The organism is Pseudobacillus wudalianchiensis (assembly GCF_001685015.1).
Classification (GTDB): domain Bacteria; phylum Bacillota; class Bacilli; order Bacillales; family Domibacillaceae; genus Pseudobacillus; species Pseudobacillus wudalianchiensis.
In genome coordinates this window covers 118,249-133,246 of record NZ_MAYT01000030.1, presented here as the reverse complement: position 1 = coordinate 133,246, position 14,998 = coordinate 118,249, and the positions used below count along the sequence as shown (strand labels likewise).

Sequence of the window (14,998 nt, the reverse complement as noted above, 5' to 3'; positions counted from 1 at the left end):
AAAGATGCTCCTTCCTATTCAAGTTATTAATATTTAACATTTACTTTTGATAATTCATTTTCAGCTTCATTAGCCTTCGCTAATTTTTTCTTCTCAATATTCGCCTTGATTACATAAAAGAGAGCCACGATAATTGCACTTAGTAAACTTAGTATTAATTGAGAACGTGTTGAAGCGTTGAAAGCCATTGATCCAATGATCGCTACCATGGCCAAAATGGAGCCTATAGTTAAATACGGATAAGCCCACATGCGCAATTTCAAGCGTTCTGGCATTTCACGTTCGATCTTTTTACGCAAACGCAGCTGAGAAATAGCGATTAGTAAATAGACGAAGATAGCAATTGCTCCCGAGGAATTAAGCAAAAATTGAAACACGGTATCTGGGGAGATAAACGCCATAATAACAGACAAGAAACCAAATATAGTACAGGTGAGAATCGCTTTTAATGGGACCCCGCTCTTTGTTACGTCCATCATCCATCGAGGAGCATCGCCTTTATCTCCCAGAGCAAACAGCATTCTGGAGGCCGTGTATATTCCTGAATTTAAACAGGAAAGTACGGCTGTAACAACAACCAGGTTCATAATCATATCTGCGCCCGGAATGCCGATCACTTTTAACGCACTGACATACGGGTTTGTAAGCGCTTTTGCATCATTCCAAGGAACAATCGCGACAATGAGAAAAACAGATCCGACATAGAATGTCATGATACGAACAATAACAGAGTTGACAGCTTTTACGACTGCTTTTTCAGATTCAGCTGATTCGGAAGCGGCGATCGTAACGATTTCTGAACCGACGAAGGAGAAGATAATGGTGGCTACGGCAACGAACACCGCACCTGAACCAAGAGGCGCAAATCCACCGTGCGCTGTCAGATTAGAGAAGTCCATTGTTGTATTGGGAAGCAGCCCTAGCACGTATGCTCCACCGAGGGCAAGAAATAAAATAATCGCCACAATTTTAATCAGCGAAAACCAATATTCAAATTCACCATAAGCCTTAACCGAAAAGAGGTTCGTGATCGTCAATACGACCAGCAATATGAGATTTAGCGCCCAGAGAGAAACGTGCGGAAATAACCACTCTCTTAATATAGCCGCACCCGCGATTGCTTCTACAGCTATAACGATAACCCAGAAATACCAGTATAGCCATCCAACAGTAAATCCGGCCCAATTCCCCAAGGCTTCCCGTGCATAATCAGAAAAAGAACCAAGTGAAGGCTTGGCAACAACCATCTCCCCAAGCATTCTCATCACAAGAATAACCAGTATTCCAGCCATTAAGGCTGTAAATACGGCTGCAGGACCAGTCATTTGGATAATAGCTCCGCTGCCGACAAATAAGCCTGCCCCAATCGAACCGCCAAATGCAATCATCATTAAGTGACGCATCTTTAAGCCCTTCTGCAACTTTTCTTCTTCGTTCATATTAGATAGCTCCTTTAGTTTACAGATTATTTATCCTATGGCTGCCAAACACTGCATCAAACGATAACTATTTTCTGGCGAGCATATCTAAGCAGGCTTCCTGTTCGAAAGTAAAAGTTCATGATGTTTCTATTCTTTAGCTTCTTTGCAAAAAGCTAAAATGGACGGATGAAAAGCAGTTTTTAACGGCCAGTTTCGGGTAAAGAGAAAACTGTACTATATCTGTATTTCTATATTAGTAAGGGCCCCCAGTCGACCATATACGGAATGGGGGCAATATTACACCTCTTTCATTAAAAAATTAGTATTTAAGTGAAAACCTTGACCGGCTCATTGTTTTCTTGGCAAAGAGCCGAAAATAAAAATTATTTTTTAATGATGTTATGCTCAGGGCCAAATGGGAACTTTGTGATGTTTTCTGCACCATTTTCAGTAATGACAAGAATATCATGCTCACGGTATCCCCCTGCTCCCGGCTCTCCTTCCGGAATCATAATCATCGGCTCCATGGAAATAACCATGCCTGGTTTCAGCACTGTTTCAATATCTTCACGCAGCTCCAAGCCTGCCTCACGGCCGTAATAATGGCTGAGCACGCCGAACGAATGGCCATAGCCGAATGTCCGGTTCGCCAGCAGATTATGCTCGCGGTAAATGTCATTTAATTCAGCCGCAATGTCCATACATCTCGCTCCCGGCTTGATTAATTCCAGGCCGCGGCGATGCACCTTACAGTTGATTTCCCACAGTTCTAAATGGCGGTCCGATACCTCTTCCAGGAATAAAGTGCGTTCAAGCGCCGTATAGTAGCCGGCAATCATCGGGAAGCAGTTCAGGCTCAAAATATCCCCGCGCTGCACCTTGCGGGAAGTTGCCCAGTTATGGGCACCGTCGGTGTTAATGCCCGATTGGAACCACACCCATGTGTCTCTTAGCTCGGCATGAGGATACGTGCGGGCAATTTCACGCACCATCGCCTCTGTGCCGTGTAACGCTACTTCATATTCTGGCACTCCTTCGCGGATCGCTTCTACTACAGCCGCGCCGCCGATATCAGCAATGCGGGCCCCGTTTTTAATCAAATCAATTTCTTCTTCTGACTTCATCATCCGCTGAGCCATGACCGCCTGGGATACATCTGTTAGAACAGCTGTCGGCAGGGCATCTTCTAATTGGCGCCGCAGACTGAGTGTCATGTGGTCTTCTTCGATTCCAAGCCGGCCGCGAAGGAACCCGGCTTCTGTCAGCACCTTTTTCACTGCATACAGGAAGTTATCTCTTTTCCAGTCTGTATACACAATGTTTTCATCAAAGCTGCGTCGCCACGGCATACCAGCATCAATGTTGGCACTGACCGTGACATGCTTGTCCTGAGTCACAACGAGAGCATAGGACCGATTAAAGGAAGTGTATAAGAAATCGCTGTAGTAGTTAATGTTATGGTAGGAAGTAAAGACAACGGCACCGATATCATGCTTAGCCATATACTCACGCAGCAGCGTATTGCGCCGGGTCATTTCCTCTTTTGAAAAAGTCGGCTTTACTTTTTGTCCGCCATTTTGCAAGATTTTTGTTCTTTCTAGATCTGTGATTTGTACCATGTTTTTCACCTTTCCTTTTCTTATTAGTTTCTTCTACCAGTTCCTCTGATTGCCTTTACTAAAAGATGCTCATTCGCTCTGCTATGTAAAAGGAGGATCACGGGTTCTGTCTGAATTGACATGATAAATAATTTTATATTTTGATGCTATATTCGGTGAACGAGTCATGCTTTTCCTCCTTTCTTATAAATTTATTTTTTTTGGCTACTTCTCTAACAAAGATTTATTGGCGGTCTCCTTTGTTCGCAGCAACGCTAAAAATGCTATTAAGGCTGCTGCCATTAAGTAGAAGGCTGGGGCGAATGTATTATTTGTCTGCATAATCAAGAATGTGGCAATAAACGGCGCTGTTCCCCCAAAAATCGCATTTCCCATGTTAAAAGACAGACCGAAGCATGTATATCTCACAGAGGAAGGGAACATCTCAGAAAGGAAAGCGGCAAGTACTCCGTCATTCCCAGCCAATATGGCTCCAAGTAATATCTGCGCTGTGACTGCATATATGCCGCCTTGAGAAAGAAGCAAGAAGATTGGATACGTAAACAAGATAAATAGAATACAAGCACTAATAAGTACTGGTTTTCTGCCGATTCGATCTGCCAACATGCCAGCAAATGGTAGGAGGATAACATAAGTAGCTAATGAAACAATTGTTGTAGAGATGCCTGTTATACTATTGAAGCCCAGCTCGTTCACAAGATAAGTAGGCATGTAGCTGAGGATAATATAAAAACCAACTGCGTTAAGACAAATTACACCGAAGGCAACTAAAATTTGCTGTCGATTTTGACGGACGCTGCTTAAAATGGGTTGATGAGTTTCTTCATGCTCCATTTCATTAAAAACCGGTGTGTCTTCAAGCTTCATACGTATATAAAGAGCAATTAATCCAAGCGGGCCCGACACAAGAAATGGGATGCGCCACCCCCAGCTGTGCAGAGAATCCTGTGTCAAACCGTATTCTAGAAGAACAGCAGTAAACGCTCCAAGCAGCAGTCCAGCTGCTGTACTTGCCGGCACCATGCTGACAAGCAGTCCTCTGCGCTCTGCTGGTGCATATTCGGCGATAAACAAAGAAGCTCCAGCATATTCGCCGGATGCTGAAAATCCTTGGACAATCCGGCATATAAGAAGTAAGCATGGTGCAGCAAAACCTATCGAAGCATATCCGGGCAGCAGTCCAATCGTAAAGGTGGCCAATGACATCATGATGATGGTAAGAACGAGCACACGTTTTCGTCCAAGCCGATCTCCGTAATGCCCCCAAACAAGACCGCCTATCGGACGTGCCAGAAAGGAAACGGCAAATACCCCGAAAGTTCCGAGCAAAGCCGCTTTTTCATTGCCCGGAGCAAAGAAGACAGCCGCAATAATCGTCGCTAAATACCCGTAAGAGGCATAATCAAACCATTCAATTAAATTACCAATTGCTGCGCCAAATACAGCATGTTTTATTTGAGTAGACTGAGTTTTAGTGTGCTCTATCGTATTTTCTATTTGTTGTAATGACATTTACTTATAACCTCCATCTCTTCCGGAAATGAAAGACTAAAAATTCAAATTAACCAGAAAACAATTATTAAATTTTTTTCTGGCCTCCAATGGCTGGATAACGATCAACAGATTAGAAAACAGACGATAAGACTGCCACTATTTTAGACGTATAGTGTTTCAAAGCCTATTAAGAATTATTGGAAGTGTTCCTGTTTTTTTATATTTCGGCTATTACGAAAAAAAGAAAGCAATCACCTTTGTTCCTCCTCCCATTTTCTCTTTTTACCTTTTCTTGCAGGCTTTTAAATTATGACTAGTTCCGGTTGAAAACTTGGTTTTTCTATTGAGCATCGGGATTAACAACCTTCTGTATAGCTTTATTGTAAGCGCTAACTTATAATAGGAATGATATCATTCCATTAAATCTTGCCACAATTGGACATTTCGCTTAAAATTAAACTTAATTTTAAGAATTTTTGTACTATTTTCACAAAGGAGGAACGTTCATGCTTACAGTGAGAGAAGCAATACTTCTGCCAGGACTCAATAATATAGCGGTTCGTGCCGGTAAAAGAGGATTATTTAGAAAAATCCGCTGGGCACATGTTATCGATCATGATGATATGAAACATTTTCTTGAGGGCGGCGAGCTGCTTATGACATGCGGACAAGTTTGGCCTCAAGACAAGTCAGCGGAAGAAAGGCTCCTTAAAGGACTTTTACGTCATCAAATTTCGGGTATCCTATTTGCTACAGGACGTTACTTAGAAAAATGCCCTCCAGCTGTTTTAGAATTTGGTGAAAAATATGCCATTCCAATTCTAGAAGTGCCTTTCCATTTGCGGTTTGTGAAAATTACCCATTCTATCCATCAAGAAATTATGAGGCGAGAATTTAGAAAAAAAGAATTAACTACTCGGCTCTCTTCACAATTGACCGATGAATTAAAATCTGCTCATGCGAGCATAGACATCTGTCGTACCTTATCTAAACACTTTAAATGCCTGTCTGTCATCACTAATTCCTCCGGAGAAATGCTAGAAAAGTCGATCCCAAACAATACCAAGCGAATCGATCTGCCCCGCACAATAGAGCAGCTTACAAAGACCTTAAACGGGGATATTTTTAATGACAGTCATTCCGAACAGGAAGCAATCTCAGTTGAAGGGCAGGCGATCTACATACCAACTAAAACTCCTCCATACGCCATCGCTGTTCCTCTTCGAACTGGGGAAAATCATTGGGGAACTCTCTGGCTTATCAGCCTTCAACACCAATTTGAAGAAACTCACACCATAGCACTTGAATATGCTGCTACCATTTTATTAGATATCCATTTGCATCAGCAGGAAATAGGAATTGCCCATAAGCAGTTAAGAGCAGAATTAATGGAATTGCTATTTGAAAGTCCAAAAACTGGCTCGATTGTCATGGAAGACCGAATGAGAAAACTTAGACTCGCACCGAATGAAAACTGGATAGCCGGATTAGTGCTCCCCGGAAAGAAAGAAATGCCACTCAGTCTGTCCTTGGAGATGGATTTCTTAAGCAGTGAATGCACTAGATGGATTGATCAAACAGAGGGAATTGACGGTTTTTGTGAGGCATATGATGGACAGCTGACTTTGCTCATCTCCTCCAACCTTACGCATATGGAAATGAAAACTTTGTTAGAACATTTATATAATCACATAAGAGCAATCTATAAGCAGATAAGGCCCGTTTTTGTTTTTGGTGAGAGAAAGGCAGACTTGCTTTCCTTAGTTGAAAGCTATCAGCAAGCCAAATCTTTAAGCCCGCTCGTCCAGTACTCGCATTCTGAAGGAGGGATTTATTTTGCAGATGAGTCACGAAGAGAATTGCTCCTTTATGGGGGAATGAATACATCCAGAGCACTTGAATTTAGGAAGTTGATATTGCCGGAAGAGCTGCTGTCTGAACGTGGGGCGGCCCTCTATGAAACCTTAAAGTGTCTTGCTGTCCATAATTATAATCGTGAGATCGTTGCTAAAAGACTTCATATTCACCGAAACACATTAAGGTATCGAATTGAACGGATTGAACAATATTTACAAGACAGCCTATCCTCCTCCAGATGCCAATTCTGGATTCAGGTAGCATTAGATCTTGAGTCTCTCGCTAGTTGTAACGAGAGAGCAATGGAAATGGCAGAAGATGATTATAAAGAGAAAATGATTTTTTCTACGAGTTTCTAATGTTCATTAATTCGTCTGCATGGTTGTGTAGCAGCGCCGTTAAAATAAGTTAGCCCATTTAAAAAAGCCTGCTCTTGAGGATTCTCCCAACAAAAGCAGGCTTTTTTTATTCGTACCTTTTTAAGACAATAGCCGAATTATGACCGCCAAATCCAAATGAATTAGATATTCCAACGTTTAAAAAAACGTGTCTTTTTCCTTCCGGTACGTAGTCTAAATCACATTCCGGGTCTGGGTTCTCTATGTTGATCGTTGGAGGCACGAGCCCTTCTTGTAGACCTTTTATAAGAGCAATCGCCTCCACTGCCCCGGCAGCTCCAAGCATATGGCCGAGCATCGATTTGTTTGCTGTAACAGGAAGTCGACGGGCATGATCTCCAAACAATCTTTTAATAGCTAGTGTTTCGGAAATATCCCCTACCTTTGTACTCGTTGCATGGGCACTAACAACGTCTACTTCTTCTGCATTTATGCCTGCTCTCATCAGAGCTTTTCGCATGGCGGAGTAAGCCCCTCTTCCCTCTGGATGAGAGGCAACCATATGATAAGCGTCAGACCCGGCCCCATACCCAATTACTTCTCCGTAAATAGGAGCTTCGCGGCGGAGCGCATGTTCAAGCGACTCTAATACTAATATGCCCGCCCCTTCACTCATAACAAAACCATCCCTGTCTGTATCAAATGGGCGGCTAGCACGGGACGGCTCTTCATTCCTCACAGATAAAGCAGTCGCATTCCCGAAGCTTGCCAGCGACAAATTCGTAATGGCCGCTTCCGTTCCACCTGCTATCATCACATCGGCCTCATCATTTTGAATCGCATTAAACGCTTCCCCAATAGATGTATTGCCAATCGAGCAGGCTGTTACTGGCGATAGCGATGGACCAAACGCACCGTATTTTATACTTATTTGAGCAGCCGCCGCATTGGATATCATCATTGGTACTAAACTTGGGCTTACTCTTCCTGCTCCTCTCTTATTCAATACATTGACATTATCAATAAATGTATTGATGCCTCCAATTCCTGAGCCAACATATACACCAAACCGTTCACGGTCTATCTTGTCCATAGTCAATTGAGAATCTGCTAAGGCTTGTTCGGCAGCGGCTAAAGCAAACTGGCAAAAGCGGTCCATCCGTCTTGCTTCCTTACGTCCTAGAAGCCCCTCCGCATCAAAATCACGAATGATTCCTGCTATTTTTGTTTTAGAATCCGATACATCAAACGTGTCAATCAATGTGATTCCTGATTCCCCTTCTGTTAAACGCTGCCAGAATGTATTTACATCATTTCCTAGAGGTGAAATAATTCCTATTCCAGTAATAACGACCCTATTCATTTAAAATCCTCCTGTCATTGTCTTTATCCTCATTTTACGCTCTTTTTATCCTATTACAATTTGTTGTTTATCCTAGTATAATTTACACTACAATAATCAAAACACGCTGAACTAACTTTTAGAGAACAGCCCTTGAAGAGGAGAAAGGAGACCCCATATGAATTCAGACACAAGACTCCAGGCCTTATCAGAATTTTTAAAAGCACGACGTTCTAAAATCAATCCTCATATGGTCGGGCTGCCGATGGGAAAGCGGAGAAGAACTCCCGGCCTTCGCAGAGAAGAGGTAGCTCAGTTGGCTGCCGTAAGCACAACCTGGTATACGTGGCTTGAGCAAGGAAGGGATATTAAAGTATCTGCTTCTGTGTTGGATGCCATTTCTAACGCACTGCTTTTAAAGCCGGATGAAAGAAAATATTTATTTGCGCTTGCTCTAGATGAAGGGTCAACCAATGAATTTCCGGCTGAACAAGAAACATTAATCAGTCCTTCCTTACAAAAAATATTGAAAGAGCTTCGTTACTGCCCGATGATCATTTCTGATAGACGCTGTCACATTGTCGGATGGAACCAGGCAGCAGCGCATGTCTTTCTCAATTTTGAGCAAGTTCCGCCGGAAGATCGAAATTTAATCCGTCTATTATTTACGAGAAAAGAGTTTAGAAGCTTAGCTGTGAACTGGGATCATTTTGTCAAAGGCTTTCTAGCGATTTTCCGTATGTATTATGGACAATATTTTGCCGACCAATGGTATTCACAATTCATTGAAGAAATGGAGCGCAACCACCCTGACTTTCAAGAAATGTGGAATCAGGGGGAAGTAAGCTCAGCACCGGAAGTGCTCATTGAATTTCGGCATGCGAAAGCCGGAAAGATGGTCTTCAGCCTGACATCCCTGCAAGTCCAGGGAAATATTGATTTAAGGTGCAGCATTTATACCCCAGTTGATGGCACGAGAACAGAGGAAAAGCTAAAGCGTCTGATTGAAAATAAACATACATGAATCTCACATAGAAACAAGCAGCCAACAGTTGCCGAACAGGCGAGCTGGCTGCTTGTTTATTTATCTCTAATTCTCTCGAAAAACGTTTATTCAGAATATAACGACAGAGCAGCCCCCCTCGTTGCTCTTATTTTGGCTCTTTGTTTCTCGGTAGCAGATAAATCTATCTTTCTCTCTTTGATAATGACCCCATAATCCCGGCGGGCTGTTTCAATAGAGATTATTTCATCCAATACATCTTCAAGCACTTGCTCAGGAGACCTCTCAAGCGGATCTCCATAACCGCCGGATGATGGGACTAAAATCTGCACTGATTCTCCTGCTTGAAAACGGTAGCCGTTGATTTTAGAAGGCAGTTCTTCAGGGGTTGTATCCGGATTTTTAATGAGATTGGCACTCGTTCCCGGCAACCCGCCTTTATATCCCCATGGACGCACGGTATGTTTATCCCCTTCCATGGTCATAAATCCGTCTGTCAGGAATCTATTCCACCGTACGATTCCTAATCCCCCTCTCCATCGGCCGGCTCCTCCCGTATCTTCGCGAAGTTCATATTGCTCGCAAACGAGCGGAATATGCATATCGAGATCTTCAATTGGATTATTCATTGTGTTCCACGAACTAAAATCTACCGCATCCATCCCATCTTTGCCTGGGCGCCCTCCATAAGATCCTTCATTCACCTCAATGTATACCCAATATTCATTGTTTTCATCCAGTCCAGCATAAGAAGCAAACTGCAGATTGGCTGCACTGCCTGCACACGTTTGATCAGGAAGAACAGGAGTTAACGCTTTAATAATTAAGTCAGCCACCGTGTTCACCTGGTTCCCCCTGCTGAATAAAGCTGCCGGCTTAACCGGGTTGAAAATACATCCTTTTCGAGCTGTAATTTTAATTGGCCGGAACGCCCCTTCATTAGCTGGAACCTCCTCTTCTGTAGTGTATGTGTCCAAAAATATAGAACGCAGCACACTATGCACACTTACACAAAGAGCTCCTGAATACGCAACATTAAATGCCGTGGATACTTGATCAGCTGATCCGGAAACATCCACTTCCAGTTCTTCCCCCTGTTTCGTTAATTTCACATGCACCTTCAGCCTTTTGTCGAGATTGCGTCCATCGTTATCAAGCCATGACTCGGCTTCATATACGCCGTCAGGAATTTTAGCGATTTCTTTTCTCATCATTCGTTCCGAATAGTTCATGAGCTCCTCGCAAGCGGAAACAACCGTATCTTTTCCGTACTTATCCATCAGTTCGATAAACCGCTTGGCTCCCAGCCGGCAGGCAGCTACCTGTGCTTCAAGGTCGCCAATTACTTGTACGGGTGTCCGAACCTTTTGGCGGATAACTTCAAACAGGGTTTCATTTCTCACCCCTTTATCGTAAAGCTTCACTCCATTTAAAATTAAGCCCTCTGCATACACATCAGGCACATCAATCATCAAACCCGGCTGGGCCCCCCCCATATCAAGGTGATGGGCAGTCGCTCCTGCATAGCCCACCAGCTCTCCTTTATAAAATATCGGCTGGCACAAAGCAACATCCGGGGAATGGGAAGCCCCTGCATAAGGATCGTTGTTCCAAATAATATCATCAGGGTGCTGGTTGTCTCCCAGCTTTTCCTGGAATCCGCGGATATATCCCGGTAAACAGCCTAATTGCATAGGCGTAGAATCAGCTTCAGCCAACGTATTGCCAAAAATATCAAAAATACCGGCCCCAAGATCTTCTGATTCCCGAATAAGTGAGGAATACGCCATTCGATACATAACGTGCGCCATTTCTTTAGCTATAGTTTTTAATGCACCGCCGATAACTTGTAAAGTCACAGGATCAATTTTATTTTCCACTATAGTAGGGTTCGCTTGATTTATCGTCATCTTTCGTTACCTCACCTTCGAGAAAAGTTTTTCAACGGACTCTGCTGCACCGCCCTGGGCAGCTTTAGCTGCTACAAACAATGTGCCATTCTCTGAAACAGTAGCCTGCCAATGAGGCGGAACTGAAGTTGTCGAGTCTCTCTGTACAATAATAGCCGGGCCTGTAATGACATCCTGTGCAAGCAATTTACTGCGGTCATAGCGAGGAGTAGGGAAACGTTGGATTTCACCATTCACTTCAAACACTGTGTCCCGCTCGTACATCAGGGCTTCACCCGGATTGATCCGATCCCCGATCTCCAGTTTCGGTAAAGCCAGTGAAGGAGTTTTTCCAGTGGCGACAATACGCAGTGTAATTAATTCCACTACGTTTTCAGGAAAATGGTGACCGTACTCTTCCTCATGCGCTTCATGGAACTTTTTGCTAATTATTTCTATCGTTTGTTCGGTAATCGGTCCATCCGGAATAGCAGCCCGTAATTCAAATCCTTGTCCGGCATATCGGCACTCCGCGATGCGCTCTACGACAATATCTTCTGGATTAACCCCATCTTTAAGGAGCTGGTCCTGGGCTTCACTCGATAACGTCTCAAGTGCTGCACTAATAGAAGTCATTGTTTCTGGAGTGACCTTGTCAAGCCGGTTAATATGAGATTTAATAAAATCATATTTAAGATCGCCGACTAATAAACCTGTCGCTGCGCTAATTCCGGGATAGCTTGGAACGATAACGAGGTTACAGCCGATCGTTTCCGCTAAATCGACAGAATGAAGCGGCCCGGCACCGCCAGCGGCAAATAAAGCGAACTCGCGCGGATCGATTCCTTTGCTGACAGATTTAGCACGAATGCAAAGAGCCATATGATTATTAATGATTTTGAGAATGCCAAGAGCCGCCTCTTCCACAGTCATATCCAACTGACGACAAAGTGTTTCTTCTACGGCCTTGTAGCTTAGTTCGGGGTGCAATTGAAGATCGCCTCCAAGAAACTGTTCAGGGTCAAGGCGTCCAAGAATAACATTGGCATCGGTAACACACGGATACTCCCCTCCTTGGCCGTAGCAGGCAGGCCCCGGATTTGCGCCGGCACTTTTCGGACCAACGCGGAATGCTCCTCCCGCGTCAATGTAAGCAATCGACCCGCCTCCTGCCCCAATTACTTCTACATCAATCATTGGTACAAGTACCGGATAACCATTGACTTCTGCGTCACGGGGATTGATAATTTTTGGCGTCCCATTTGGGATGACTGAAATGTCTGCTGAAGTTCCTCCTATGTCTACGCTGATGAGATTTTTGACTCCTTCCAAATCTCCGCACCAGGCAGTGGCTAATACAGCACCAGAGGGTCCTGATTTTAATAAAGTAACCGGCTTTTCTGTTGCCATTTCACTAGTAGCCATTCCTCCGGAAGACTGCATAATATGGAGTTCACCTTCCACCCCGGCATGATCAAGAGCGCTGACCAAATGTTCTAAATATTTACTGACACGAGGTGCTACATATGCGTTCATCGCAGCGGTGCTAAACCTTTCATATTCCCGCATTTGGGGAACTATTTCGCTCGAGGTGAAGCATTGAACCTCCGGCCACATTTCTTTCACGATTTTCTTTGCGAGCTGTTCGTGCTCGTCATTCAGGAAGGAAAAAAGGAAAGAAATAACGACTACGTCCACGTTAGAATCTTTTAACCGCTGTACAGCCTCACGAACCTCCTTTTCATTCAGCGGCACCTTGACCCGGCCGTCTGGCGCTGCCAATTTCTCTGTTATTGGAATACGATTTCTGCGCAGCACTAAAGGGTCTGTTTGCCAAGGGAGATCCTGCTGGATAGAGAAATTCTCCATCTTCTTGTGACGAGCAATGTGTAAAATATCTCGGTAATTTTTTGTCGTCAGCATTCCTACCGCAGCACCGTTGCGCTCAATCGTAATATTAGTAGCTACTGTTGTTCCATGAAGAACATAATCAACCGCCGTTACTGGAACCCCTGCTTTTTCACAAAGCTCCTGGATGCCATTAATTACCCCGATAGACTGATCTTCCAATGTACTTGGAACTTTATGAACGTGAATCTGATTAGTTAATTCATCGACTAGTATTAAATCTGTAAATGTTCCACCAACATCAACACCTACTCGAACCATGTGAACAGCTCCTTTTCTAATTTCTTATTCAAACAATCCAGTGTTTTCATCTTTTCCGTGAAAAAAATATCTCCTCACTTTTTGAAAACAGAAAGAAAGTAGTCAGCAAAAGAAGACATTAGCTGCTGTACGCAAGAATTTGGACTCTCTCTTTCTTGTATTCTCGTAGATGTATTTAATCTTTCCCGCGGCCAATATTCCCGTACGCTCCATCACCCCTTTCAAGAATATGGCTTTTGTTTATGAAAACAGCCGGCTGACAAACTGCTAATCTATCAGCCGCCTTGTTAAAACAATCATTTTTATTTATGTTTTAATTTATCTTTCTCTCAGATGAGCTGTCGATGGGATCTTCCACTGTCCTATCAGCGCTGTCAGCCACTTCATCTAACGGTCTTGATTTCGTTTCATTGCCCAGCAGTAATGTCGAGACCATGCCGATAAATAAAACACCGGTCGTCATCAAGAAAACGCCGATAAACCCTAAGATGGGATACATAAAGCCAATATAAATCGGAGCTAGCAGTCCCCCAATCCTTCCAAAAGCGGAAGCTGAACCGGTGCCTGTGGAGCGGATAATAGTCGGGTATTGCTCCGGGGTATACGTATACATTCCAGCCATAGCCCCCACCATAAATAACGATGTAAAAAAACCTGTGATCAGAATCGCTGTTGATGCATCTGCCTGGCTTAAACAGAACGCTGAAACTGAGGCGAGCCCCAAATAAGTGACAATCACTTTTTTCCGGCCGATAATATCATTTAGAAGAGCTGCCGAGAAATATCCTGGTATTTGTGCCAAATAAATAACGATTGAGAAGGCGAAAGATTTCGAAATTTCAAAACCTTCATTATAGAGTAAAGTTGGCAGCCAGGTAAAGAAGCCATAATAAGAAAAGATCACCGAAAACCAAAGAATCCATAGCATAATTGTCTTCTTAACAAATGCTCTTTTCCATAGAGCAAAGAAACTGCCTTTTTGCTGAATAATTGTGTTTGCTGCAGTTCCCGCAGGTTCCGGTAATTTTTCTCCTAACGCCTTTTCAATACTGTTCTCCATCTTCTTCATTTCTTGTTGCGCCTCTTCAAGCCTTCCCACTGATGCCAGCCACCTTGGTGATTCAGGCAGCACTCTTCTCCAATAAATGACTAGAAAGATAGGCAATGCTGTAACAAAGATGGCAATCCGCCAGCCATTATCAGACATTGGAATAATGAAGTATGCAAGTACAGCTGCTGCTACGTACCCAAAGGAGTGGAAGCCTGTCAATGCTCCAATATACTTGCCTCTATATTTGCTCGCAATTAGTTCTGATAGGTAAGGAGCAAGAATAGCGCTTTCACCGCCTGTACCGAAGCCGGCTATAATACGGAGCCAAAAAAAGTGTTCCCACTGTCCCGCAAACGCGCTAGCCAAAGTAGCAAGAGAATAAATAACAAGCGTATACATAATTACTTTCTTTCGTCCAATCTTGTCGCCTAAATATCCGGAAAGAAGAGCGCCAAAGAAATAACCGATAAGAACTGAACTGCCTAATAACCCCGCTTGCTCAGACGATAAACTCCATAATCCGATAACTGATGGCAGGACAAAAGCAACCATAGCAATATCCATAGAATCGAATGTATTTCCAAAACCGCTAATAACCAATAGCTTCCTGTTATACTTGTTGTCAGGGATTCTTTCAATCCTAGACCCAATATTCATCATAGTTCCTCCCATTTCAACAGCCACTCTGCTTGTTTTAACGAATATAATGACTTATAATGTAAATATTGATAGAATTTTTAGTTTATTTTACAATCTAATTCTTTAGCTACGCATTTAAAAGGTTGTCTATTATTGTTCGCTTTGAAAGACAAGCT

At 43.3% G+C, this 14,998-nt stretch carries 9 protein-coding genes; 2 read left to right on the top strand and 7 right to left on the bottom strand.

Going from position 1 to position 14,998, the window contains the following annotated elements:
• Positions 1–26: 26 nt before the first annotated feature.
• From A8F95_RS18790 to A8F95_RS18780, 3 genes are all read right to left on the bottom strand, one after another.
• A complete protein-coding gene (locus tag A8F95_RS18790) occupies positions 27–1,439 on the bottom strand; it encodes an amino acid permease (RefSeq protein WP_065411939.1) in 1,413 nt (470 codons plus the stop codon).
• A 365-nt stretch (positions 1,440–1,804) separates the two neighbouring features.
• Positions 1,805–3,040: a M24 family metallopeptidase gene (locus tag A8F95_RS18785; protein ID WP_065411938.1), complete on the bottom strand. Its 1,236-nt coding sequence runs from the start codon at positions 3,038–3,040 to the stop codon at positions 1,805–1,807.
• Positions 3,041–3,244: 204 nt separating this feature from the next.
• Positions 3,245–4,552: an MFS transporter gene (locus tag A8F95_RS18780; protein ID WP_065411937.1), complete on the bottom strand. Its 1,308-nt coding sequence runs from the start codon at positions 4,550–4,552 to the stop codon at positions 3,245–3,247.
• A gap of 488 nt (positions 4,553–5,040) precedes the next feature.
• Here A8F95_RS18780 and A8F95_RS18775 point away from each other — a divergent pair, with 488 nt between their 5' ends.
• A complete protein-coding gene (locus A8F95_RS18775; RefSeq protein WP_065411936.1) occupies positions 5,041–6,750 on the top strand; it encodes a PucR family transcriptional regulator in 1,710 nt (569 codons plus the stop codon).
• Between the two features lie 106 nt (positions 6,751–6,856).
• On the opposite strand, the gene fabF is transcribed toward A8F95_RS18775, so the two are convergent.
• On the bottom strand, positions 6,857–8,092 hold the full coding sequence (gene fabF, locus A8F95_RS18770; RefSeq protein WP_065411935.1) for a beta-ketoacyl-ACP synthase II: 1,236 nt from the start codon (positions 8,090–8,092) through the stop codon (positions 6,857–6,859).
• Positions 8,093–8,249: 157 nt separating this feature from the next.
• Between fabF and A8F95_RS18765 the strand changes: the two genes are divergently transcribed.
• Positions 8,250–9,095, top strand: coding sequence for a helix-turn-helix transcriptional regulator (locus tag A8F95_RS18765; RefSeq protein WP_065411934.1), 846 nt, complete (start codon positions 8,250–8,252; stop codon positions 9,093–9,095).
• An 86-nt stretch (positions 9,096–9,181) separates the two neighbouring features.
• Here A8F95_RS18765 and A8F95_RS18760 read toward each other — a convergent pair whose 3' ends face one another.
• The 3 genes from A8F95_RS18760 to A8F95_RS18750 form a co-directional block, all read right to left on the bottom strand.
• Complete coding sequence (locus A8F95_RS18760) at positions 9,182–10,984, bottom strand: hydantoinase B/oxoprolinase family protein (RefSeq protein ID WP_065411933.1); 1,803 nt, start codon at positions 10,982–10,984, stop codon at positions 9,182–9,184.
• Positions 10,985–10,990: 6 nt separating this feature from the next.
• Positions 10,991–13,132, bottom strand: a complete 2,142-nt coding sequence (locus tag A8F95_RS18755) for a hydantoinase/oxoprolinase family protein (protein ID WP_065411932.1) — start codon at positions 13,130–13,132, stop codon at positions 10,991–10,993.
• A 313-nt stretch (positions 13,133–13,445) separates the two neighbouring features.
• Positions 13,446–14,843 carry an MFS transporter gene (locus A8F95_RS18750; RefSeq protein WP_077247442.1) on the bottom strand — a complete coding sequence of 466 codons (1,398 nt, stop codon included), beginning with the start codon at positions 14,841–14,843 and terminating at the stop codon, positions 13,446–13,448.
• Positions 14,844–14,998: the final 155 nt, after the last annotated feature.

What these genes read in the sequence shown, in the direction of transcription:
- A8F95_RS18785 (WP_065411938.1), bottom strand. Translation starts at nt 3,040, where the DNA reads ATGGTACAAATCACAGATCTAGAAAGAACAAAAATCTTGCAAAATGGC.
- A8F95_RS18765 (WP_065411934.1), top strand. Translation starts at nt 8,250, where the DNA reads ATGAATTCAGACACAAGACTCCAGGCCTTATCAGAATTTTTAAAAGCA.
- A8F95_RS18780 (WP_065411937.1), bottom strand. Translation starts at nt 4,552, where the DNA reads ATGTCATTACAACAAATAGAAAATACGATAGAGCACACTAAAACTCAG.
- A8F95_RS18790 (WP_065411939.1), bottom strand. Translation starts at nt 1,439, where the DNA reads ATGAACGAAGAAGAAAAGTTGCAGAAGGGCTTAAAGATGCGTCACTTA.
- A8F95_RS18755 (WP_065411932.1), bottom strand. Translation starts at nt 13,132, where the DNA reads ATGGTTCGAGTAGGTGTTGATGTTGGTGGAACATTTACAGATTTAATA.
- fabF (WP_065411935.1), bottom strand. Translation starts at nt 8,092, where the DNA reads ATGAATAGGGTCGTTATTACTGGAATAGGAATTATTTCACCTCTAGGA.
- A8F95_RS18775 (WP_065411936.1), top strand. Translation starts at nt 5,041, where the DNA reads ATGCTTACAGTGAGAGAAGCAATACTTCTGCCAGGACTCAATAATATA.
- A8F95_RS18760 (WP_065411933.1), bottom strand. Translation starts at nt 10,984, where the DNA reads ATGACGATAAATCAAGCGAACCCTACTATAGTGGAAAATAAAATTGAT.
- A8F95_RS18750 (WP_077247442.1), bottom strand. Translation starts at nt 14,843, where the DNA reads ATGATGAATATTGGGTCTAGGATTGAAAGAATCCCTGACAACAAGTAT.